The 23,390-nt window shown below is 72.3% G+C and carries 17 protein-coding genes; 9 read left to right on the top strand and 8 right to left on the bottom strand.

The genetic code is table 11. The annotated features are described in order from the left end of the window. The first annotated feature begins 396 nt into the window (after nucleotides 1–396). The 9 genes from ACIP64_RS16530 (at nucleotide 397) to ACIP64_RS16490 (ending at nucleotide 14,842) form a co-directional block, all read left to right on the top strand. On the top strand, nucleotides 397–3,012 hold the full coding sequence (locus tag ACIP64_RS16530; protein ID WP_401587307.1) for a Pls/PosA family non-ribosomal peptide synthetase: 2,616 nt from the start codon (nucleotides 397–399) through the stop codon (nucleotides 3,010–3,012). Nucleotides 3,013–3,045: 33 nt separating this feature from the next. Further along, entirely contained in the window at nucleotides 3,046–6,318 is a 3,273-nt protein-coding gene (locus ACIP64_RS16525; protein WP_401586631.1) for an amino acid adenylation domain-containing protein, read from the top strand. 23 nt (nucleotides 6,319–6,341) lie between these two features. After that, a complete protein-coding gene (locus ACIP64_RS16520; RefSeq protein WP_401586628.1) occupies nucleotides 6,342–7,349 on the top strand; it encodes a TauD/TfdA family dioxygenase in 1,008 nt (335 codons plus the stop codon). Then, entirely contained in the window at nucleotides 7,346–8,428 is a 1,083-nt protein-coding gene (gene sbnB / locus ACIP64_RS16515; RefSeq protein WP_401586626.1) for a 2,3-diaminopropionate biosynthesis protein SbnB, read from the top strand. Before ACIP64_RS16520 ends, sbnB begins: the two co-directional genes overlap by 4 nt. A 74-nt stretch (nucleotides 8,429–8,502) precedes the next feature. Further along, a complete protein-coding gene (gene sbnA, locus ACIP64_RS16510) occupies nucleotides 8,503–9,600 on the top strand; it encodes a 2,3-diaminopropionate biosynthesis protein SbnA (RefSeq protein ID WP_401586623.1) in 1,098 nt (365 codons plus the stop codon). Between the two features lie 408 nt (nucleotides 9,601–10,008). After that, nucleotides 10,009–11,409 carry a PI-PLC domain-containing protein gene (locus tag ACIP64_RS16505; RefSeq protein ID WP_401586621.1) on the top strand — a complete coding sequence of 467 codons (1,401 nt, stop codon included), beginning with the start codon at nucleotides 10,009–10,011 and terminating at the stop codon, nucleotides 11,407–11,409. A 2-nt stretch (nucleotides 11,410–11,411) separates the two neighbouring features. Beyond that, nucleotides 11,412–13,352 carry a glycoside hydrolase family 5 protein gene (locus ACIP64_RS16500; RefSeq protein ID WP_401586619.1) on the top strand — a complete coding sequence of 647 codons (1,941 nt, stop codon included), beginning with the start codon at nucleotides 11,412–11,414 and terminating at the stop codon, nucleotides 13,350–13,352. Between the two features lie 140 nt (nucleotides 13,353–13,492). Then, nucleotides 13,493–14,107: a DUF4328 domain-containing protein gene (locus tag ACIP64_RS16495; protein ID WP_401586617.1), complete on the top strand. Its 615-nt coding sequence runs from the start codon at nucleotides 13,493–13,495 to the stop codon at nucleotides 14,105–14,107. Between the two features lie 3 nt (nucleotides 14,108–14,110). Next, nucleotides 14,111–14,842, top strand: coding sequence for a PhzF family phenazine biosynthesis protein (locus ACIP64_RS16490; protein ID WP_401586614.1), 732 nt, complete (start codon nucleotides 14,111–14,113; stop codon nucleotides 14,840–14,842). Between the two features lie 60 nt (nucleotides 14,843–14,902). Here the strand turns inward: ACIP64_RS16490 and ACIP64_RS16485 are convergent, their stop codons facing one another. From ACIP64_RS16485 to ACIP64_RS16450, 8 genes are all read right to left on the bottom strand, one after another. Beyond that, nucleotides 14,903–15,904, bottom strand: a complete 1,002-nt coding sequence (locus ACIP64_RS16485; RefSeq protein WP_401586611.1) for a hypothetical protein — start codon at nucleotides 15,902–15,904, stop codon at nucleotides 14,903–14,905. Nucleotides 15,905–15,982: 78 nt separating this feature from the next. After that, entirely contained in the window at nucleotides 15,983–16,345 is a 363-nt protein-coding gene (locus ACIP64_RS16480) for a nuclear transport factor 2 family protein (protein ID WP_401586609.1), read from the bottom strand. Nucleotides 16,346–16,422: 77 nt separating this feature from the next. Then, nucleotides 16,423–18,045 carry a M4 family metallopeptidase gene (locus ACIP64_RS16475; RefSeq protein ID WP_401586607.1) on the bottom strand — a complete coding sequence of 541 codons (1,623 nt, stop codon included), beginning with the start codon at nucleotides 18,043–18,045 and terminating at the stop codon, nucleotides 16,423–16,425. A 348-nt stretch (nucleotides 18,046–18,393) separates the two neighbouring features. After that, nucleotides 18,394–18,546 carry a hypothetical protein gene (locus ACIP64_RS16470; RefSeq protein ID WP_401586605.1) on the bottom strand — a complete coding sequence of 51 codons (153 nt, stop codon included), beginning with the start codon at nucleotides 18,544–18,546 and terminating at the stop codon, nucleotides 18,394–18,396. A 121-nt stretch (nucleotides 18,547–18,667) separates the two neighbouring features. Continuing rightward, complete coding sequence (locus ACIP64_RS16465) at nucleotides 18,668–19,462, bottom strand: crotonase/enoyl-CoA hydratase family protein (protein WP_401586603.1); 795 nt, start codon at nucleotides 19,460–19,462, stop codon at nucleotides 18,668–18,670. Between the two features lie 37 nt (nucleotides 19,463–19,499). Continuing rightward, nucleotides 19,500–20,696, bottom strand: coding sequence for an alginate lyase family protein (locus tag ACIP64_RS16460; protein WP_401586601.1), 1,197 nt, complete (start codon nucleotides 20,694–20,696; stop codon nucleotides 19,500–19,502). A gap of 281 nt (nucleotides 20,697–20,977) precedes the next feature. Further along, on the bottom strand, nucleotides 20,978–21,415 hold the full coding sequence (locus tag ACIP64_RS16455) for a subtilase-type protease inhibitor (RefSeq protein WP_401586598.1): 438 nt from the start codon (nucleotides 21,413–21,415) through the stop codon (nucleotides 20,978–20,980). A 321-nt stretch (nucleotides 21,416–21,736) separates the two neighbouring features. After that, nucleotides 21,737–23,308 (bottom strand): cellulose binding domain-containing protein, encoded by a 1,572-nt coding sequence (locus ACIP64_RS16450; protein WP_401586595.1) that lies wholly within the window; start codon nucleotides 23,306–23,308, stop codon nucleotides 21,737–21,739. Between the last annotated feature and the right edge of the window lie 82 nt (nucleotides 23,309–23,390).

The raw sequence follows: 23,390 nt of genomic DNA, 5'->3' as shown, positions 1-23,390 counted from the left end.
AAGGGTGACGACGCATCAGCACCGGGTGTCCGCCGACTCACAACCGGACCCGGCAAGTACACGCTGAGTGACGGAATTCCGCGCGCCCGCCCATCCGCTCACAGATCGTGAATCCGTGGCCTTTGGCGCCTCCGGCAACGGTATCGGTGGCCGCCCCCGGTTTCGCTGCGCATCTGCTCGGCGGAACCGGGCCCGCACCGCGGCGGTCCGGTTCGAGTGGCAACCCGGCGAAGATCAGCGGAGACTACGAGGAGCGACATATGGTTGTATGGCTTGAGAAGAGCTCATTAACCGATGTATTTAGGATTTTTTGCCTCGGGCTTTACCGGGGCGCGAGGACACCGGCGGTCGGCGGCGCCGACGGCCGGCGGGGCGACATCTCCTCAAGGAGCTCAGATCGTGGACGAATCCGTCGAACTCCTGGCGCACGATACGGGTGAATCTTCAACCACCCAGCGCGAAAGTCCCGGCCCTGCGGCCGCGACCGAGGCGGTGCTCGCCGACATGCTGGCCGGCCTGCTGGGGGTCGAGCAGGTCCCGGCCGACAGCCATTTCTTCGAGGAACTGGGCGCCGACTCCCTGGTGATGGCGCACTTCTGCGCACGGGTCAGGAAGCATGCCGACCTGCCGTCGGTGTCCATGCGGGAGATCTACCGGCACCCCACGGTGCGCGGCCTCGCGGCGGCCCTCACCGAGACCGCCGAACCGTCTTCCGAAGCCGCCCCGAAGGCTCCGGCTCCCGTGGCGCTCCCGGCCCTCCCCGAGCCCGTGGGCACCCCGAGGCACCTGCTCTGCGGCACCCTCCAAGTGCTGTTCTTCCTCGGCTACGCCTATGTGGTGGCGCTCATCGCGACCACCGGCGCGGAGTGGACGGCCGCCGGCCACGGCCTGGCCGACACCTACATACGGTCCGTGGTCTTCGGCGGCGGCGGCTTCCTGGCCCTGTGCGTGCTGCCCGTGCTCGGCAAGTGGCTGATCGTGGGGCGCTGGAAGCCGCAGCAGATCCGCATCTGGAGCCTGGCGTACTTCCGCTTCTGGTGCGTCAAGACGCTCATCCGCATGAATCCGCTGATCCTGTTCGTCGGCTCGCCGCTCTACTCCCTCTACCTGCGGGCCCTGGGGGCCCGGATCGGCCGCGGTGTCACCGTCCTGTCGCGGCATCTGCCCGTCTGCACGGACCTGCTGGCCATCGGCGACGGCTCGGTGATCCGCAAGGACTCGTACCTGAGCTGCTACCGGGCGCACGCCGGGGTCATCCAGACCGGCCCGGTCACCCTCGGGAAGGGCGTGTTCGTCGGAGAGGTCACGGTGCTCGACATCGGCGTCTCCATGGGCGACGGCGCCCAGCTCGCCCACGCCTCCTCCCTGCACCGCGGCCAGTCCGTGCCGGACGGGGAGCGCTGGCACGGCTCACCGGCACAGCCCGGGGCCGGTGCGGACTTCATGGCGGTCCCCGCCGCCGACTGCGGCGGGGCGCGCAAGGCCGCGTACAGCCTGTCCCAGCTGCTGATGGCCATCACGCTGTACGTGCCGGGCTTCGTCGGCGGCGTGGCCCTGCTCGTGGACGTGGTGCCGCAGTTCGGCGCCCTGCTCGACCCGGGGCCCGTGGCCCTGAGTTCGTGGACGTTCTACGCCGACGCGCTGGCGGCCTCCCTCGTCTTCTTCTTCGGCGCCGCGCTGCTCGGGCTGCTCCTGGTGGTCACCCTGCCGCGGCTGCTCAACCTGCTCGTCGAGCCGGACACCGTGTACCCCCTCTACGGCTTCCGCTACGGGGTCCACCGGACGATCGGCCTGATGACCAACCGGCGGTTCTACCGGACGCTGTTCGGCGACAGCTCGGCCATCGTCCACTACCTGCGCCGGCTCGGGTACGACCTGTCGGAGGTCGAGCAGACCGGCTCCAACTTCGGCACCGAGGTCAAGCACGAGAACCCGTACCTGAGTTCCGTCGGCAGCGGCACGATGGTCGCCGACGGTCTGTCGATCATGAACGCCGAGTACTCCGCCACGTCCTTCCGCGTGACCCGGGTGTCCATCGGCGCCCACAACTTCCTCGGCAACCACATCGCCTACCCCGCGCAGGGCAGGACGGGCGAGAACTGCCTGCTCGCCACGAAGGTCATGGTCCCGCTCGACGGCGAGGTCCGGGAGAACGTCGGGCTGCTGGGCTCGCCGAGCTTCGAGATCCCGCGCACGGTCCTGCGCGACAGCCGCTTCGACGACCTCAAGAGCGGCGAGGAGTTCCGTGCCCGGCTGACGGCGAAGAACCGGCACAACGCCGTCACCATGGGGCTGCACCTGCTCATGCGGTGGCTGTTCTTCTTCGGCGTGGCCCTGATCGCGTCGATCGCCGCCGACCTGTACGACCTGCACCCCGCCTACGGCGTCGCGGTGGTCGCCCTGGCCAACGTGGTGACGCTGGCGTTCACCGCCGGCTACCTCGTGCTCGCCGAACGCGCGGCCACCGGCTTCCGGGGGCTGCGGCCGCTCTACTGCTCCATCTACGACGAGGCCTTCTGGCGGCACGAGCGCTACTGGAAGGTGACCGCGGCCTCGCTGTTCGTCATGTTCTTCAACGGCACACCGCTCAAGAGCGTGATGTGGCGGCTGATGGGCGTGCGCATCGGCAAGCGGGTCTACGACGACGGCTGCTTCCTGCCCGAGCGCTCCCTCACCACCATCGGCGACGACTGCACCCTCAACGAGGGCACCGTCGTCCAGTGCCACTCCCAGGAGGACGGCACCTTCAAGTCCGACCGCATCACCCTGGGGGCCCGCTGCACGCTCGGCGTCGGCGCCCTCGTCCACTACGGCGTGACGATGCACGACGGTGCCGAACTCGCCCCCGACTCCTTCCTCATGAAGGGCGAGGAAATGCCCCCGCAAGCCCGCTGGGGCGGGAACCCCGCGCGGGAGATGGCGGAGGCCGTCCCCGTCCCGCAGACCGCCGCCCGGGAGGACGTCCGAGGCGGCGTCCCCGCCTGCGGCAGCACCCTGATCGGCCGAGAGTAGCGCCGCGTCAGCGGTGAGTGGAGGAACGCCCCGATGAACACAGCAGCGGACACCGGCCGGGAGTTCTGGCGCGGTGTGCTCACAGCAGGCGGCTTCACCGCGGTCCCCCGCTGGACCGCGGATCCGTCGCCGGGCCTCGCCACGTACGAGGCCGGCTTCCCCGCCGACCTGGTCACGGCGCTGGGCCGGCTCACCGGCGAACTGGGCGTTCCCCTGGGCTCGATCCTCCTGGCCGCGCACGCCAAGGTGCTGGCCGCACTCTCGGGCGAGCAGGACGTGACCACCGGCTGGGTCGCCGGCGAGGGGACGCCGCCGCTGCCCTGCCGACTGACCGCCCGGCACGCGACGTGGCGGGCCCTGGCGCAGGACGCGCACCGCGCCGCGTCGGAGGTGGCGGCGCACCAGGACGTCGACCTCGACGCCCTGCGCCGCGAACTCGGGCTCGCGGGGCCCGCGTACGAGACCGTCCTCGACCCCACCGGTGACGAGGCCGGGGCCGTCCTGCCCGGGACCACCGTGCTGTGGACCGGTGTCACCGGGCAGGGCACGCCCCGCGGGCTGCGGCTGCGCTACCGCACCGATGTGCTGGACGCGGACAGCGCGGCCCGGATCGCGGGCTACCACCTGGCCGCGCTGCGGCTGATGGCCGACGGGCCCGACGCCGGGCACGGCCGGCAGAGCCTGCTGTCCCCTGCCGAACTCCACCTGCAACTGGAGGAGATGGCGGGACCGCGCCGGGAGCTGCCCCGCCGGCCCTTCCACGAGCTGTTCGAGGAGCGGGTCCGCGCGCACCCGGACGCCGTCGCCGCCGTCCACGGCGACCGGCAGTGGACGTACCGGGAGCTCAACGCGCGCGCCAACCGGCTGGGCCGGGCCCTGCTCGCGCGCGGCCTGCGCCGCGAGGGCGTGGTCGCGGTGGTGACGGAACGGAACCTGGACTGGATGGCCACCGTGCTGGCGATCCTCAAGGCCGGCGGTGTCTACCTGCCCGTCGAGCCGCACTTCCCCGCCGAGCGCATCGCCGCCGTGCTCTCCCGCGCCGGCAGCACGCTCGTGGTGACCGAGCCCGGCAGCACGGCCACGCTCGACGCGGCCCTGCCCGCGCTGCCCGGGGTCCGCAAGATGCTCGTCGGCACGGCGTACGAGGAGGACCACGCCGGCGGCGACCTCGGTGTCCCGGTCACGCCGGACCAGCTCGCGTACATCTACTTCACCTCCGGCTCCACCGGTGAGCCCAAGGGCGCGATGTGCGAGCACGCCGGCTTCCTGAACCACCTGCTGGCCAAGATCGAGGACCTGGGGATCGCCGAGGGGCGGACGGTCGCCCAGACCGCGCCGCAGTGCTTCGACATCTCGCTGTGGCAGCTGGTCGCCGCTCTGCTGACCGGCGGCCGCACCCTCATCGTCGAGCAGGACGTGATCCTGGACGCGGACCGGTTCCTCGACCGGATCGCCGAGGGCCGGGTCGCGGTGCTCCAGGTCGTGCCGTCGTACCTGGAGGTCGTGCTGTCCGCGCTCGAACGCCGGCCGCGCGACCTGCCGGACCTGCGCTGCGTGTCGGTCACCGGCGAGGCCCTGAAGAAGGAGCTGACGCAGCGCTGGTTCGCGGCGCGGCCCGGGACCGCGCTGGTCAACGCGTACGGCCTGACGGAGACCTCGGACGACACCAACCACGCCGTCATGCACCGGCCGCCGGACACCGACTGGGTGCCCCTCGGCCCGCCCGTCCGCAACGTGGACGTCTACGTCGTCGACGAGCACCTGTCCCCCGTGCCGCTCGGCGCCCCCGGCATGATCGTCTTCTCGGGGGTCTGCGTGGGCCGCGGGTACGTCAACGACCCCGAGCGCACCCGGCAGTCGTTCCTGGAGGACCCGCACCGCCCGGGCCGCCGGCTCTACCGGGCGGGCGACCACGGCCGCTGGCACCCGGGCGGCACCCTGGAGTTCCTGGGACGCCAGGACAGCCAGGTCAAGGTGCGCGGCTTCCGCATCGAGATCGGCGAGATCGAGAACGCCCTGGTGCGGGTCCCCGGCGTCCGCGACGGCGCGGTGGTGGTCGTGGACGGGGCGGACGGCGGCGCCCGGCTGGTGGCCTTCCACAGCGGCCCGGAGCCGGTCGAACCGGCCGCCCTGCGCGAGCGGCTGGGCAGGTCGCTGCCCGCGTACATGATCCCCTCGGCGTTCCACTGGCGCGCGACCCTGCCGCTCACGGCGAACAGCAAGATCGACCGCAAGGCGCTCACCGTACTCGCCGGGGAACTGGACGTGCCCGACGACGAGCGGCACGCGCCCCGCACCCCCGACGAGCGGCGGCTGGCGGCCGCCTGGGCGCAGGTGCTCGGCGTCCCCGAGGACCGCGTCGACCGGCGCGACGACTTCTTCGAGCGCGGCGGCACCTCGCTGGCCGCGGTGCGCATGGCGATCCTGCTCGACCGCGCCGTCTCGCTGAAGGACGTCACCCGCCACCCGGTGCTCGCCGACCTCGCCGGGCTCCTGGGCGCGGGGGCCACCGGCGGCTCGGCCCGGCGCGCCGGCCTGCTGCAGCAGCTGAATCCGGGCGACCCGGCGCGCGCCGGTGTGCTGGTCTGCTTCCCGTACGCGGGCGGCAACGCGGTCAACTTCCAGCCGATGGCCAGGGCGCTGGGGAACGGTGGTCCCGCCGTCCTCGCGGTCGAGCTGCCCGGCCACGACCCGGCAGCCGACGGCGAGCCGTTCGCCCCGATGACGCAGGTCGTCGAGCAGGTGGCCGAGGAGGTCGCCGGACGCGGGCCGGGTCCGGTCATGCTGTGGGGCCACTCCTCCGGAGCGGCCTACGCGCTGGAGACCGCGCGGCGGTTGCGGGAGCGCGGGGTGGAGGTCCACCGCGTGTTCCTCGCCGCGCAGCTGCTCGGCGACGCCGCCGGCCGCCGGGCCGAGATCGCCGAGCTGACCGCGCTCGGCGACGCCGAGCTCGCGGTGGTGCTCAGCGGGCACGGCGGCCATCCCGAACTCGGCGAACTCGACCCCGCGCGGGCGGGCCACGTCGCCGCCGCCTTCCGGCACGACTGCGTCTCGGCGCACCGCTACCTCGCCCACGCACTGGAGAAGCCGTGGCCCGCCCGGCTCGCGGTGCCCGTCGTCGTGGTCGTCGCCGACGACGACCCGCGCACGGCGGACCACCGGCGCCGCTACCCCGAGTGGCGCCGGCTGGCCGCGCACGTCGACCTGCACGAGATCGCGGGCGGCGGCCACTACTTCCTGCGCACCTGTCCCGAGGCGGCCGCGGCCGCCGTCCTGCGCGCCGTCCCCCTGCCGGCCACACCGTGACCGGCATCCGAGAGGAGACCGACTTGTCGACCTCACCGTCCCCGCCCTCCGTGCTCGACCTGGAGCTGCGCCCGACAGCGCCGCCCCTGCTCCAGGCCCGTCCCACCGAAGGCGCCGCCGCCTGGGCGGCCGCGCACCGCGACACGCTGCGCGGCGTCGTCGCCGAGCACGGCTCCGTCCTGGTCCGGGGCCTCGGGCTCCGCGACGCGGCCGGAACGGGCGCGGTGTTCACCGGGCTCACCGCCGGCCTGATGACCGAACGGGAGTCCTTCGCACCCCGGCAGTCCCACCCGGGCGGCGTGTACTCCTCGACCAAGTGGCCGCAGAACCAGCCCATGTGCATGCACCACGAACTCAGCTACACGCTGGAGTTCCCCGGCCTGATGATGTTCGCCTGCCTCCAGGCACCGGACGAGGGCGGCGCCACCGCCGTGGCCGACGCCCCCGCCGTGCTGGACGCGCTGCCGGCCGAACTGGTGCGGCGCTTCGAACGCGAGGGCTGGCTGCTCACCCGCAGCTACAACGACGAGATCGGTGCGACGGTCGCCGAGGCCTTCGGCACCGACGACCGCGCCGCGGTGGAGGCCTACTGCCGCGCCAACGCGATCGCGTTCGAGTGGCAGCCCGACGGCACGCTCCGCACCCGCCAGCGCCGCAGCGCCGTCGTCACGCACCCGCTCACCGGTCGGCGCTGCTGGTTCAACCAGGTCGCGTTCCTCAACGAGTGGACGCTCGACCCCGAGGTGCGCGAGTACCTGCTGGACGTCTACGGCGCCGACGGCCTGCCGTTCAACACCCGCTTCGGCGGCGGCGACCCGGTCGGCGAGGACGTCGTGCGGCTGCTCAACGGCGTGTACGAGGCCCACACCGTGCGCGAGCCCTGGCACTCCGGCGACCTGCTGCTCGTCGACAACATCCGTACGGCGCACAGCCGGGAGCCCTTCTCGGGTCCGCGCGAGGTGCTGGTCGGCATGGCCGACGCGGTGCGCCTCGCCGACTGCGCCCCGACCGTGGAGGTGGGAGCCGGATGACCGCCCTCGACTCCGTCGCCCCCACGCCGAAACCGGCCGCGCCGCCCCGCGGGCCGGCCGCGGTGCCGTCGTTCGCGGTGATCCCCGGCGGCCAGGTGCACCGGGCACTCCAGGGACGCCAGAACGAGATCACCGAACTGGTCGGCGCCGCCTACCGGCTGCACGGCGCCGGCGACTCGGTGAACCCGCCCTCGTACTTCCTGCGCTTCCCCGACCGGCCGACCTCCCGGATCATCGCGCTGCCCGCCTCGATCGGCGGGGACCTGCGGGTGGACGGCCTGAAGTGGATCTCCAGTTTCCCGGAGAACGTGGCGGCGGGCATCCCGCGGGCCTCGGCCGTGCTGATCCTCAACGACCACGCCACCGGCTACCCGTTCGCCTGCCTGGAGAGCTCGATCATCAGCGCCACCCGGACGGCCGCGCTGGCGGCCCTCGCCGCCGACCGGCTCAGCCGGGGCCGGCCCCGCCCGGCGCGCGTGGGGTTCATCGGCACGGGACTGATCGCCCGTTACGTGCACACCTATCTGGCCGGCACCGGCTGGACGTTCGACGAGATCGGCGTGCACGACCTGTCCGCCGACAGCGCGGCGGGCTTCCAGGGCTACCTGGAGCAGTCGGGCGCGGCCGGACGCGTCACCCGGTACGACAGCGCGGAGCAGGTGATCCGCTCCAGCGACCTGGTGGTGTTCGCCACCGTCGCCGGCCGGCCCCACGTCTCCGAGCGGTCCTGGTTCGCCCACCACCCCGTGGTGCTGCACGTGTCGCTGCGCGACCTCGCGCCGGAGATCGTGCTCGACTCCTTCAACATCGTCGACGACGTCGAGCACTGCCTGAAGGCCGACACCTCCCCTCACCTGGCCGAACAGCTCACCGGGGGGCGGGACTTCCTGCACGGCACCCTCGACGACGTCCTGGCCGGTCGGGTGGCGGTGCCGGCGGACCGCACGGTCGTCTTCTCGCCCTTCGGCCTCGGTGTGCTCGACCTCGCGGTCGGCAAGTTCGTCTACGACCAGGTGGTCCGCTCCGGGGAACTGACCGTCGTCGACGACTTCTTCCATGAACTCAGGCGGTACGGATGAGGCGGCTCGCCCAGTGAGGAGGTCTATGCGCCACGCCGCGAAGAACAGTTCCCCGTGCAGATGAGGAGGCCGTCGTGCCGATCATTTCCGCCCCCCACGCCTTCAACGAGGCTGATCTCTATGTCGACCTGCGGCCGATCTTCGGGCGCTCGCTCTACCTGAAGTGCGAGGGTTTCAATTTCGCCGGCTCGATCAAGCTCAAAGCGGCCGTCGAGATGGTGGAGACAGCGGAGCGCGAGGGACTTCTCACCCCGGATTCGATCCTGGTCGAGTCGTCGTCCGGGAATCTGGGCGTGGCGCTGAGCATGATCGCGGCGAGCAAGGGCTACCGCTTCCTGTGCGTCACCGACTCGCGCTGCAACCTGTCCACCAGGCTGCTGATGGAGTCCCTGGGCAGCCAGGTGCACGTCATCGCCGGGCTGGACGCCAACGGCGGCTTCCTCGGGGCGCGGCTGGACTACGTCCGCGCGCTCTGCGCCTCCGACGACCGGTACGTCTGGCTCAGCCAGTACACCAATCCGGGCAACTGGCGGGCCCACTACCGCACGACGGCGCCGCAGATCGCCCGGCAGTTCCCCGAGCTGGACGTGCTCTTCGTCGGGGCCGGCACCACCGGCACCCTGATGGGCTGCGCGCGCTGGTTCCGGGAGTGGCACCGCCCGGTGCGCATCGTCGCGGTGGACAGCGTCGGTTCGATCACGTTCGGCGGGCCTCCGGGACGCCGGATGATCCCCGGTCTGGGGATGGGGGTGCGGCCACCGCTGCTCGACGAGTCCTTCGTCGACGAGGTCGTCCTCGTCGAGGAGGCCGAGACGATCCGCACCTGCCACCGCATGGCCAGGAAGGGCTTCCTGTTCGGCGGTTCGACCGGGACGGTGGTCAGCGGCGCGATGGAGTGGTTCGGCCGGCAGGAGGCGCCCGACGGCCTGACCGCCGCCGCCATCGCCCCCGACCTCGGCGAGCGGTACCTCGACACCGTTTACCACACCAACTGGCTCCAGGCCCTCTACGGCGAGGACGTGCTCGACTCGGAGGAGTCGGCCGCCGGCGCCTGGATGGCCCCCCAGCCGCCGACGCTCTCCCCCGCGCCCGACCGCCGACGCTACAACGGGGCCGGCCGGCGGAGCACCGACCAGCAGCGCCGGCCCGAGAACCGGGAGGCCGAGGCCTAGCCTGCGTCCCTCTCGTTGTTGGTACGGCTACCCCGCACCCCCGGCCCCCGGCCGGGGGTGCTCCGTGTGTGCCGGCGCGACGGGACAGGCGGGGGTGCGCGCCGCGTCGACGCACGCGATCCGCGGCACGCCGGCTCTCCCCGGTACGCCTGCCGCGACCGCCGCTTCGTGCGCCAGGAGCGGGGCGGCGGCCCGCGGATGGCGTCGCCGCCCGACAGGAGCCCCCGGCCGTGCGGACCGCCTCGCCGCCGTCGCCGGCCGTGCGCTGCCCGCCCCCGAGGCATCCGTCCGCGGCGGGTGAATCCCCACCGACTCCCGGACGAACCCGCCCCGTCGCGTCGCGGGCGGTCCGATGCCCGCCGCCTCGCGTGCTTTCCCGGCAAGCGCGCGTGATGGTATGTCATGCCCATGACTTACCCTCGGAGAGACCGTCTCCGCTCCCCCCACCTTGCCCGCGCGTGCGCCGTGGCCGCCGCCCTCGCGGCGATCACCGTTCCCGCGCTCCCGCAGGCCTCCGGCGCCACCGCCGCCGTACCGGGCGGCCCGCTGTACGTGCAGAGCGCCGTCAACGGCCTCAACGCGTCCGACAGCGGCGGCTCCGTGGCCCTGCACCGCCCCAAGGGCAACGAGGACCACCAGCAGTGGACGGCCGTGGCCGTACCCGGTGGTCACGAACTGCGCAGCACCGACGACGCGACCCACTGCCTCGGACGGTCCGGCGCCCAGGCCGCCATCGTGGCCTGCGGCGGCCCGAGCGCCGTGTGGCAGGTGACCGCCGCGGACCCCGGCACGTACGCCCTCGGTGTCCCCGGCACCGCCGACCGCCTCGCCCTCGGCGCCGCCCCCGCCGGCGGGGTGCACCCCGAGCTCCCGCAGATCGGCGCCGACGGCCCCCTCGCCCGCTGGTACCTGACCGCCGCACCGCTCCCCCGGGCCGCGATGCCGCCCGCGGACCGGCGCACCCTCGACCAGGTCACCTTCCTGACCGCGCACAACGCCTACGCCAACGGCGTCGACGGCGGCTTCGCCCCGCCGTTCGTGAACTTCTTCCCCAACCAGTCGCGCGGCATCGTGCAGCAGCTCGACGACGGTGTGCGCGGCTTCATGATGGACATCCACCAGACCCCGGACGGCGCGATCCTGTGCCACGACAGCTGCACCCTGGTCAGCCGCCCGGTCGCGCTGTGGGTGGACGTCCAGCGCATGGTGGACTTCCTCAAGGCGCACCCGGGCCAGTTCGCCACCGTCTTCCTGGAGGACTACGTCTCCGCCGACGTGCTCCGCTCCGAACTCGCCCGCGTCAACGGCCTCCAGGACGTCCTGTACCGGCCCGACCAGGACGGCGTGCGCGAGCACGGCTGGCCGAGGACGGCCGATCTCGCCGCCCGCGGCAAGCAGTTGATGATCTTCACCGACCGCACCCGCGCCGCGGACTCCGGGGGCCTGACCCGCGACAGCTTCGGCGTGATGTACCAGCAGGAGTGGACCGTCGAGAACTACTGGTCCATGGGCTCGGGCCTGGGCGGTTCCGACTGGTCGTGCTACAGCCGCTGGTACGGCGCGGGGGCCAACGTGCCCCTCACCCGCGAGGAAACCGCCTTCCACCCGCTCTACGTCATGAACCACTTCCGGGACGCGACCATCGCCGGTACCGCCACCACGGACAACAGCAAGCTGCTCAACCGCATCCAGAACTTCTGCGAACCGGCCGCCCGCAAGAAGCCGAACTACGTGGCGGTGGACCGCTACGACCTGGGCTCGCCGCAGTCGGCGGTCGACCAGCTCAACGGCTACACCGTGGTGCCGTAGCCATGGGGAGGACACATGTACGCAGCCCTCTCCTCGCGGCGGCCGCAGCCCTCGCCACGCTCGTCGCACTGCTCACCCCGGCCGCGGCGGCGGCCCCCGTACGGACAGCCGCGGTGACCGCAGCCGCCGCACCCGCCACCCCCCTCGCCGCGTCGTGGACCCCGCCGCTCAGCACCCGGGGCCGCTGGATCGTCGACGCCGACGGCAACCGCTTCAAGCTCAGGTCCGGCAACTGGCACGGCGCCAGCGGCACCTGGAACGGCTCCGGCGACGTCGCCGACCCCGCGAACCACCACGCGGGCGAGGACTCCGGCCGCATGCCGCTGGGCCTGGACCGCGCCCCGATCGCCGAGATCCTCGCGGGCTTCGGCGAACTGGGCATCAACAGCGTCCGGCTGCCCTTCTCCGACGAGATGATCCACGACACCGCCCCCGTCACCGACGCCTCCGTCGCGGCCAATCCGCAACTGCGCGGCAGGACACCGCTCGAGGTGTACGACGCCGTCGTACGGGCGCTCACCGACGCGGGATTCGCCGTGATCCTCAACAACCACACCAACACCACCCGCTGGTGCTGCGGCGTGGACGGCAACGAACGCTGGAACGCCTCGCAGTCCACCGCTGCCTGGGAGACCGACTGGCTGTTCATGGTGCGCCGCTACCGCGACAACCCCCGCGTCGTCGGCGCCGACCTGTACAACGAGGTCCGCCGCTCGGTCCTGGACGACCCCAACTGGGGCCTCGGAGACGACCACGACTGGTTCGCCGCCTCCCAGCACCTGGGCGACCGCATCCTCCAGGAGGCCGACCCCGATCTGCTGATCATCGTCGAGGGCATCAACTGGACCGGTCTGCCCATCGACGGCTTCCCCCACGACCGCCCGACGCTGGAACCCGTCCAGCGGCTGTCCCACACCCTCGTACGGTCCGGGAAGCTGGTGTACTCGGCGCACTTCTACGGCTACACCGGCCCCCGCCACAGCGGCGCCACCGGGATCGGCGAGACCCACGACCCGCGCTACAGCGACCTCTCCCGCGACGACCTGTACGCGGAGCTGCGCCGCCAGGCCTTCTACGTCCCCTCCACCCCCGACCAGCACTTCACCGCACCGCTGTGGATCAGCGAGTTCGGCGTCGGGGGCCGCGACGAGACCAGTGAGAGGACCCGCGCCTGGTTCGCGAACTTCACCGACTTCCTGATCCAGACGGACGCCGACTTCGCCTACTGGCCGCTCGTCGGCTGGCACGAGAACCGCCGGGGCAACGGCTGGGCCCTGCTCCACTGGGACGCGGCCGGGCACCGCATGGGCCTGTACGACGGCGACGACTGGCGCGCCGACGCCTGGACCCGGCTGATCACCGCCCCCGGCAGGACGGGCCGCGTGGACCCCGTCCCCCGCTGGTCGATGCTCAGCCCCGACCACGGCGACTTCGTGCAGAGCCTGCGCCTGCGGGCCCGTCCCGACTGGGACTCCGGCGCCCGCAAGGCGGCCTGCCCCGACGGCCAGCGGCTGGTCGGGGTGGCCCACACCGGCAACCGCGGGCTGTGCACCGACACCGGCGCGGGCGACCTGTGGGCCGCCTCCGGCGCGTACGAGGCCGTGACCGACGAACGGTATGTCGCATCCGGCGGCGACTGGGCCTCGGGGTACACCAAGTACCAGTGCCCGCAGGGCGACTTCATGGTGGGCTACGCCGTCCGCGGCGCTGCCGTCTCCAGCGTCCTGTGCGCCGTCGCCCGTACCTCCCTCGGCACGGGCGGCCGCACGGTGTGGTTCGACCGCGGGGACAACCGGCCGGCCTCCGCCAAGGGCGGCGACTTCGCGTACGGGAACTACAAGGGCCAGTGCGCGGACGGCGAGTACGCGGCCGGCCTCGCCTTCACCGGGCGTATCGGCTCCTCGCGTACACCCGACGCACTGTATTGCCGGCCCTTGACATAGCCCTGACCAGGAGGGGTCCCGGGCCGCGTGCGGTCCGGGACCCCCAACTCGTCGGAGCGCAGGGCGATCACACCCTATGATCACTCCGCCCCCGTGTCCGCTGCCTCCGCGCACGCCCTTGAGAAGCAGGCCCCCCGACCATGACAGCACCTCCCCGCAAGGCACCCCGGCTGCTCGCCCGGGCCGCACAGACGGCGACAGCCGCGACTGCCGTCGCGGACGTCTTCCGCGCCCTGGAACTCCGGGAACACACCGTGCCCCACCTGGTGTCCCAGCAGGACGAGCCGCCGCAGGACTCGATCCTCGGCACTCAGATCTTCATCTGGCTGATGACGTTGTCGGCCGTGCTCTTCCTGATGTGGCTCGCCAGGGCCCGACGCAACGCCCTGCAACTGTCCCCCGAGGCCGAGGTGCCGACCGGCGGCTGGGTGACCTGGGCGTGGTTCGTCCCCCTGGTCAACCTCTTCGTCCCGCTGCAGCACGTCCTGGCGATCGGGCGCGCGAGCTCCCCGGTGTGGGACAGGAAGCGCGACACGACGCTGGTGGGCCTCTGGTGGGCGGGTTGGGTGGGGCACGGGCTCGCACTCACCGCGGTCGCCCAGATCTCCCCGGGGTCGATGACCGGGCTCGTGGTCACCGAGGCACTCATGGCGGCCGCCGCCGTCCTGCTGATCCTGGTCATCGAGCGCATCACGACGCTCCAGTCCGCCGCGCTCGACCGCCCGGCTCCCGTCCCCACGCTCGCCGAGGTCTGAGCCATGCACTCCGGATATGACATAGTCCGCGTCTTCTGCGCACCCGACGGCGGCCTGGGCAACCGCGTCGCCGTCGTCCGCGACGAGGACGCCGCCGCCAACGAGGCCGAACGCGCCACTTTCGCCCGGCAGTCGGGCCTTCCCGAGACGGTCTTCGTCGACGACAGCGAGCGCGGGGTCGTCGACATCCGCATCCCCGGCAGCCGGCTCCCCTTCGCGGGCTCGGCCTCGCTCGCGGCCGCCTGGCTGCTGGACGCGCCCGAGCTGATCACCCCCGCCGGAGAGCTGGGCGTCCGGCTCGACGGGGAGTTCAACTGGGTCGAGGCCAGCCCCGAATGGGCCAGGAGCCGGACCCTGCGCCAGTACGCCTCGCCCCGCGAGGTCGACACGCTCCCCGTGCCGCCCCCCGGTGAATGGCTGTACGCCTGGGCCTGGGAGGACGAGGCCGCCGGCCGCGTCCGCGCCCGCGGCTTCCCCGGCCGTCCCGCCGGCCCCGCCGAGGTCGAGGCCTCCGGCTCCGCGGCCTTGCTCCTCACGGACCGGCTGAATCGTTCCCTCAACATCACGCAGGGCCGGGGCTCCCAGATCCTCACCGCCCCCCAGCCGCACGGCCTGGTCGAACTCGGCGGCCGGGTCCGCCTCGACCGCGCCGTCCCGGGCAGCCGCCCCCGCCCCGCCATCACCCTGGGCACCTCCCCGTCCTCCCGGCGCCGCATCCACCTGCTCGACCTCTGACCGCGCCCCGCCCGCGCGAGCGGGCGGGCCGCACACGCCGTACCGGTGGTCCCGGCGGGTCTACTCCAGGGCCTGCTCGTACCACCGGAGCACGCGCAGGGCCCGCAGGGTGTTCCACCGGCTCGGCTTCCCCGCCCCCTCGTCGAGGGGGAAGTGCAGCGCGCCGGGATGCGGGTTCTCCAGCGGCCAGCGGCCGTCCGCACCGCGCTTGGACCGGACCGCATCGATCGCCTCGGCCACCCGGTCGTCGGGGGTGACTCCTGCCGCGCGCAGATGGTCGAGAGCGCGCAGCACGTCGTAGTGCCAGAAGGGCGGGTAGGAGAACTCGGTCCAGGCGGCCGGTCCGCCGGTCTTGCGGTCCCGGTCGACGGCCCTGCCGGTCGACAGCCGCCGGAACAACCGCCGCTCCAGCAGGTACTCCTGGCCGCGGAGCCGGGCAGCGGCGGCGTCGGGATCGCCTCCCACCGCCCGCTCGTGTTCCAGCAGCCCTTCCAGTACCTCGATCGTGGTGTGGAACGAGCCCCGGGTGGAGCCGTTCTCCTGCTCGCAGTTCCACCCGCCGTCGGCCATCTGCTCGCCGAGGAGCCGCTCGACGACCGGTGCGACGTCCACGCCGAACCAGGCCCCGAGCGCCACGGTCCGGCCGTTGATGCACGGCTCCACCTCCCCGGAGAAGAACGGCTCGCCGTCGTGCTCCCACCGGACGTTGCCGCGCACCAGACCGACCGCGCGGCGCACCGTCGCGCTGTCCGGTCCGGCGCCGAAGGCCCGCAGCAGCACCAGACTCCAGGTCGTGGACGTCCACCCGGGGAACAGGGTCCCCTGCCGCGCGGGTCCGAGCGCGAGCCACCACTTCTCCTCGTCCCCGGAAGGGAACGCCGGGACCGCGGAGGGCCACTGGCCGTGCGGCAGCTGGAGGGACAGCAGCCGCCCGCCCCAGCCCTCGCGCGCGACGCGGGCCCGCTCGGCCGCGACCTGCGCCTCGGGAGCGTCGGTGAGATCCCGCATCACCTGCCAGCGGATCGCCGGGTCGCTGTCCAGGAGCCAGCCGACGACGTCCATATGGTGCGCCTCCTCCGGGAACGGCGCCGGCTCTCCGCGGCGCGGGTGCCACGCGAACCGTGCGCGTCGCATGGCGGTTCAGACGACGTCCGCGCTGCCCTCGCGGTAGACCTTGGCTGCGGCGACGAGGCCGTCGCGGAGCACATAGAAGGCGGCGATCGGGTACGACCGCGTCTCACCACCGTAGGTCAGGGTCTCGGTCATCTGGCAGGCGGCACGGGTGCCTTCGACAATCAGGTCCCGTACCTCCAGCGTGGGCAGGAGCCCGCGCATCGCCTCGCCGAAGAACTCCCTCAGTGCGGCGCGACCGCGCACCGTCGTGCTGCCGGTGATCCACACGGCGTCCTCGGTGAAACCGGTCAGCAGGCCGTCCACGTCACGGGCGTTGAAGGCCCGCACGTGCTCGCGCACGGCCGCCGCCGCGTCGGTCGTCGTCGTCACGCGCACAGTATGCCGGGACCCCGCCGGACCGGCCTGGTGCGGGCCGGTACGGCGGGGTCCGGTGGCTGTGCGGGGGCTCAGTTGACGTTGACGGCGGACCAGGCCGCGCCCACGGCGGCGTAGTCGGCGCCGGACGCGCCGTAGAGGTCCGCGGCGGCCTTGAGGGTGGCGGTGCGGGCGCCCGCGTAGGTGGTGCCGGAGGTCATGTAGACCGTCAGTGCCCGGTACCAGATCTTGCCGAGCTTGTCGCGGCCGATCCCGCCCACCGTGGAGCCGTTGCAGGTGGGGCTGTTGTAGCTGACGCCGTTGACCGTCTTGGCCCCGCTGCCCTCCGCGAGCAGGTAGGCGAAGTGGTTGGCGACGCCCGAGGAGTAGTGGACGTCCAGGTTGCCGACGCCGGAGCTCCAGCAGTCGGCCGAACTGCCGTCCTTCGACGGCTTGTCCATGAAGCGCAGCGCCGCCTTGCCGAAGCCGGGCTTCACGATGCGTTCGCCGATGAGGTAGTCGCCGAGGTCGGAGGTGTTGCCCGCGGACCACTCGACCAGGGTGCCGAAGATGTCCGAGGTGGCCTCGTTGAGGCCGCCGGACTCGCCGGAGTAGGTGAGTGCCGCGGTGCGCGAGGTGACGCCGTGGGACATCTCGTGACCGGCGACGTCGAGGGCGACGAGCGGCCCGAAGGTGGTGCCGTCGCCGTCTCCGTAGGTCATGCAGAAGCAGCTGTCGTCCCAGAAGGCGTTGTTGTAGTTGCTGCCGTAGTGGACGCGGTTGTACGAGCCCTTGCCGTCGCCGGCGATGCCGTTCCGGCCGTGCACGGTTTTGTAGTAGTCCCAGGTCTCGTCGGTGCCGTACTGGGCGTCGACGGCGGCCGTCGCCCGGTCGGCCGTGGTGCCGGTGCCCCAGTGGTTGTCGGCGTCGGTGAACAGCACCGCGGGGGCGCGGGAGAAGCAGATCCCGAAGAGGCACAGGTCCGTCTTGTTCTGTGCGTCGCCGGTGTAGGTGTTCCCCCGGGTCGGGTCCTTCAGCTGGTAGCTGCTGCCGCTGAGGGTGGTCTCCAGGGGGACGTTGCCGCCGTAGAGGGACGCGCCGTCGCCCGCGGCGGTCTCCAGGGCGTCCCAGGCGTCGATCCGGGCGCCCGTGCGGGCGTCGGTGACAATGACGCGGGCGGCGGGGTTGCCAAGGCTGTCCAGGCCGACGGCGGTGGTCCGCCAGGCCAGGCGCGGCGTGCCGTGCAGGGCGTCGACGACCAGTTGGGGCTTGGCCTTGGCCTGCCGGAAGGCCGTGCCGCGGTGGGCCGAGCGCAGGGCCGCCACACCCTGGTCGGCGGCGGTGGCGGCCCGTACGGCGGGCGTGACGCTCGGCACGGCGAGGTCGGCGCCGGTGGCCCGCTGCGTTCCCGCCCAGGCACCGCCGGGGGCCAGGTGCACAACCATGTCGCCGCCCAGGACGGGCAGTCCGCGGTAGGTGCGGTCGTAGCGGACGTGCTGCGCGCCGTCGGAGTCGGTGACGACGTCGCGGACGGTGCGCCCCTGCCCGGCCGGCAGGCTGACGGCCGCGTCGGCACGGGCCACGCCGGTGGCGCGCGAGGGGAGGTTCCGGTGGTCCGCCGACGCGGCCGACGGCACCAGGAGCGCCGCGGTCAGGGCGGTGACGCCGACGGTCGCGGCGGTCGCGGTCACGGCGCGTCTCATTGTGTGCTGCATCCTGCTCCTCGGGTCGCGGGGACGTGCGCGGAGGCGCATGCGCGGTGGGGAGGTGAAACGGAGCCAGATTTAAGTGCTCATGACATTCCGTTGTCCAGAGGGCACACACAGCCCACACACAGGAACCAGCCACCCCGCACGCCCCGGTCACGGGGGCTCCGCGACGAGGGACGGCGGGCACCGGTGCCATCCCGCCCCGGCGGCAGCGCCGTTGTCACGCACGGCCAGGCCGTGGCCGCGTACCGGGACCGGACCGCACCGGACCGGACCGGACCGGACCTGCGGGGGGGGGCCGGACCTGCGGGGGCCGCCTGCGCCCCGTCAGCGCGGCCCCCTCGTCCCGGCCTGTCACCGCATCGGGTCAATTCCCGCCCGGCGGGCAACGCGACGGGGCGGAACGGTGGTGTGCCATATCAGAAGGGTCGTAAAGGCCGGAAAGGCCAGAAGGGCGGGAAAGGTGATGACGGTGATGGTGAGCACGATCGATGCGGTGACGGGCACGTGCCACGACGGTGACCTGCGGTCCGGCGGCCGCCACGGGCCGAGGGCAAGGCCCGGGCCGACGGGCGACCACGGCCGACGACAGCCCTCCGCAGGACCTCCCGTGTCAGGACACCGCGCGTCAGGAAGTCGTGCCCGGCTCGTCCTGCCGGAAGGTCCCGTGCCGCCCCGCGCCCGCGGCGAAGCGGGCCGCACCCTCGGCCGCCTCCGCGAGCGAGATCCGGCCGTGCCGCAGTTCCGCGGCGAGAGCCGCGCCCTCCTGGAGCCCTTCGGCGTCGAGCACGGCCAGCCGGTCGTGCCGTACACAGGTCTGCGGAAACGCGGCGATCTCCGCCGCGAGCCGCTCCGCCGCCTCACGCGCGCCGCCCGCGGGGACGACCCGGTTGACCAGGCCCATGCCGTACGCCTCGGCCGCGTCGACCGGACGGCCCGTCAGGATCAGGTCCATCGCCCGCGAGGTGCCGATGAGGCGCGGCAGCCGGACCGTGCCGCCGTCGATGAGCGGCACGCCCCAGCGCCGGCAGAACACACCGAGCACCGCGTCCTCCTCGGCGACCCGCAGGTCGCACCAGAGGGCGAGCTCCAGGCCGCCGGCCACCGCGTGACCGGAGATCGCCGCGATGACCGGCTTGCCCAGCCGCATCCGGGTCGGGCCCATCGGGCCGTCCCCCTCGTCCCGTACGTCGGTCACCTCGTTGCCGCGCGGGGTGCCGATGGCCTTGAGGTCGGCACCCGCGCAGAAGGTGCCGCCGTCGCCCCACAGCACGGCGACGGAGGCGCGCGGGTCGGCGTCGAACTCGCGGAAGGCGGAGGCAAGTTCACGTGCGGTGGGACCGTCGACGGCGTTGCGCGCCGCCGGGCGCGAGAGCACCACCGTCGTGACGGGTCCGCTGCGCTCCACACGTACAGCCGCCATGGCCCTGACCCCTCCGCCGCCGATCACCTCTACTGGTTCACGAGAGGTTATCCCCGTGGGTCAGCGTCTCCCAGGCGACGAAGAGGTTGTTGCTGCCGGCGGGGCGCTGGGACTCGGTCAGCGCCTGGGTGTTGGTCATGGCGTAGCCGAGGCGGTTGTGGATCGCGTTGTAGCCGACCTCGGTCACCGGTCCGAGTCCGAGGTTCAGGTGCCCGCCGCACAGCCAGGACGGCACGGCCTCACCCCGCTGGTACTTGGACTGGAACCCGAGCGCCTGCCGGAGCCGCTCGCCGACCTGCGGGTAGAGGTCCTGGCCCTGGATGCGGCTGGTCTCGGCGACGTGGGAGATCGCGGAGATGCCGTAGCCGGTGTGGGTGAAGTCCCGGCAGGTCTCCTGGGTCAGGCCGGTCACGAAGGTGGACTGGCCCTGCCAGTAGCCGACGATCTCGTCCCGGGTGTCGAGTCCGCTGCCGGGCACGGTCTTCGGCAGCGCGCCGTCGGTGTCGAGGTAGACGTACGCCGCGACGCGGTTGAGGTAGCGGGTGACGGCCTTGTCGTACGAGGCCTTGTCGTCGAGGAAGACAGAGATGCCGACGGCGGCCTCCATCATGCTCAGCTCCCAGTTGCCGTTGCTCTTGGAGCCGTTGATGACCTCGGGGAGGTAGACGTTGCGCAGCATGGTCGCGAAGCGGTTCACGTTCGGCCAGTTGCCGTACGAGTAGCGGATGATCTCCGCGGCCCGCGGCCACACCGAGCCGGCCCAGCCGGTCTGCAGCGGCGCGTTGCTGTTGGTGTGGTCGGTGATGGTGGCCGACCAGGCGTCCATGAGCTGGATCGCCTTCTGCGCGTACCTGCTGTCGCGGGTGATGTACCAGGCCAGCGCGTTGGTGTAGGCCGCGATCGCATCCTCGCGCTCGTCGGTGCAGCCGTAGTTGGGGTTGGAGTACGAGCCGCACTCGACCACCGCACGCGGCTTGGGGGTCCGGGACTGCGAGGCGTAGGGGGAGGCCATCATCTGGTCGTAGGCGGCCTTCCAGGGCTGCGCGCCGACCTGGACCTTGCCGCGGACGAAGTCGAGTTGGGACTGGCTGACCAGGACGCCGGGGTGCGTGAAGGCCGCCGGTGCCGCCGAGGCGCGGCCGGTGCCGGGGACCGCTGACAGCAGTGCGGCCACGAGGGCGGCGCTGAGGGCGAGGACTCCCTTGGACAGGAGGCCGCGAGGGGTGAAGGACATGTGGGGGACGCCTTCCCAGGAGACGGCGCGTTCACAGGAGTGAACAGGGTACTCACCCATGAACGCTGCGATTGACGGATGACGGTAGGACTAGACCAATGCCGCGTCAAGCCCCCGCGAACGAAAGGAAATTGCCGTGCACACTCAACGCCGGCGCACAAAAAATCAGGGGCGGCCGACTCCGTCCCACGAGTCGGCCGCCCCTCACAGGGCTCTCCCCCACGGTGAACCCCGTGGCCATTGGGTCACACCTTTGGCGTCACCACCCGCCCGACGGTCCGTCAGAAGGCGAAGACACCGCGTGTGTCACTGCCGCGCAACATGCACGCATTGCCGAACGCACGACTGAAGGTGACACGCCGGCCCTCCCAGACCCCGTCCGCCGTGACGACGACCGGATCCCAGATACGTGTGCAGCTCACACCCGAGGGCCCGGCGGTCAGCGCCGCGAAGTCCCCCTGCACCGACCTGAGTTCCGCGCAGGCGGACACCGGGTCCGGGTGGTCGCCGTACGGACTGGGGCTGCACCGCAGGACCACCGTGCGCTGCATGGTCGCCGTGGCCGGATCCTCGCCCTTGCCCACGGACAGCACCACGGCGGAAGGTGCGTACAGGCTCGTCGCACCGGCCGGCCGCGCCTCCGCGGTGCCGGTCGCCACGCCCGCCGAACCCACCGCCGCCACCAGGGCCAGACAGGCACTCACCGCACTGAACCGCATAGCGAACACTCCTTCGGCCCTCGCTCCGGTAATCGGACGTCCCGGAGTCTTGTGCATCGGACACGTCCGCGTCACATCGCTCCGCAACTTTCGGTCACCGATTGTTCACACTGTGCACTATCCGTTGTGTCGCACTTGGGGCGGGGCTGGGCGCCGGATGAAAGGACTCAGCGGAGCCGGGAACTCGGTGAAAGCGCCTTCACGGCCCGACACATCATCTCCACATCGGCCGGAAAGCAGCGGGCCGCCACCGCGTCTTGTACGCGATGACGGCCCGATGGAGCAGTGAACGATGCGGCCGCGACGGCCGCCGGCACGGCGTCAGCCGCTGTAGCCCGCGAAGATCTTCGAGAACTCGTACGGCGACTGCGCGATGTTCGTGCACATGTAGAGCGCGCCGTTGCAGGCATTACGGTCGCGCGTCATCTCCCAGAAGGCCAGCATCCCCAGGTGCTTGCCCTGGGCGAAGCCGACCAGCTGGCGCGCGTCGGCCTGGTCGTAGATGCGGCCGTCGTCGTTCTGGCCGAGCATCGGCGTGACGCCGGTCATGGCCCACACCTGGGCGTCGCTCTTGGCCGGGTAGAGGGACTTGAGCTGGGCGAAGGTGCTGTTGGCGGCTTGGACGGCGGCGTCGCCGTAGTCGACCGAGCGGTAGTAGTCCATCGCCATGATGTTGACGACGTCGAGGGTGACCCCCGCGTCCCGCGCGGAGCGCACGACGGACAGCCCGTCGTCCGTCAGCCCCTCGGGCAGCGCGGGCAGGGTGAGCGAGATCCGCAGCCCGGGGTGGGCCTGCTGGAGGCGGGCCAGTGCCTGGGAGCGGCGGGCGACGGAGGCGGGGTCGGCGGTGGCCGCGCCCTCGATGTCGAAGTCCGCGTAGGTCAGGTCGTAGGCATTCACCACCGCGTTGTACTCGTTGTACAGCGCGTCGACCGTGCCGCACGCCTGGGCCAGTTCGATGCCCGACGCACCGCCGAAGGAGATCTTGACATCACCGCCGGCCGCGCGGATGGCGTCGATCTGGTCCTTGCCCCACGCCGCGCGCGGGTCGTAGGCGTTGAACCACATCGCCTTGCAGGACGAGGCGGTGATGAAGGCCATGGTGAAGCTCTTCAGACCGCTCGCCGAGGACATGGCGGTGAGGCTGGGCGTCGGCCACGCGCCCATGTCGATGTAGGGCGCGGTCCGCACACCGCCGGGCGGCGGGTTGGTGCCGCCGCCGGAGGCGGTCGTCCCGCTGACGGCGGTGCTGTACGCGGAGGTGTTGCCGGCCGCGTCCTTGGCCCGCACCCGGAACGCGTAGGCGGTGCTCGCCTGGAGCCCGGTGGCGGTGTACGAGGTGCCGGTCACGGCCACGGGCGTGCCGCCGTCCCGCGAGACCTCGTAGCCGGCGACACTGCCGGAGTTGTCCGTGGAGGCGGTCCAGCGCACGGTGAGGGACGAGCTCGTCGCCGAGCCGACCGTCACACCGGTCGGGACGCTGGGCGCGGTGGTGTCGGAGCCGCCGCCACCGCCCGTACAGGAGCCGCCATTGAGCTTGCAGCCGGTGGGGGCGCCGGTGCCGGCCGAGACCCAGCCGAAGGCAGCGGTGGCGCCGGGGGCCAGAGTGCCGTTGTAGTCACGGTTCTTGAAGGTGTAGTGGCTGCCGCTCTGGGTGAGCAGGGTGTCCCAGTAGGAGCCGACGGTGGTCCCGGAGGGCAGGTCGAACTCGACGGTCCACCCGTTGAGCGTGGTGGTGCCGCCGTTGGTGATCGTGTACTGCCCCTGGTAACCGGTGTCCCAGGTCGAGGTCTTCACGAAGGCCGCGGTCGGCGTGGCCGCGGCGGCGGGCGGGGCGAGGAGCAGGACGAGCGCTCCGACGAGCGCGGTGACCAGGGCCAGAGTTCTTCGCATCCATGCCTCCACAGGCGGGAACAGGCACCAATGTGGTCTGTACCAAAGTATCTGGTATAGACCTATCGACTTGATGCGTCCG

This window comes from Streptomyces sp. NPDC088733, assembly GCF_044751185.1.
Classification (GTDB): Bacteria; Actinomycetota; Actinomycetes; order Streptomycetales; family Streptomycetaceae; genus Actinacidiphila.
The sequence above is the reverse complement of the archived record's forward strand: the minus strand, read 5'-3'. Positions and strand labels throughout refer to the sequence as shown.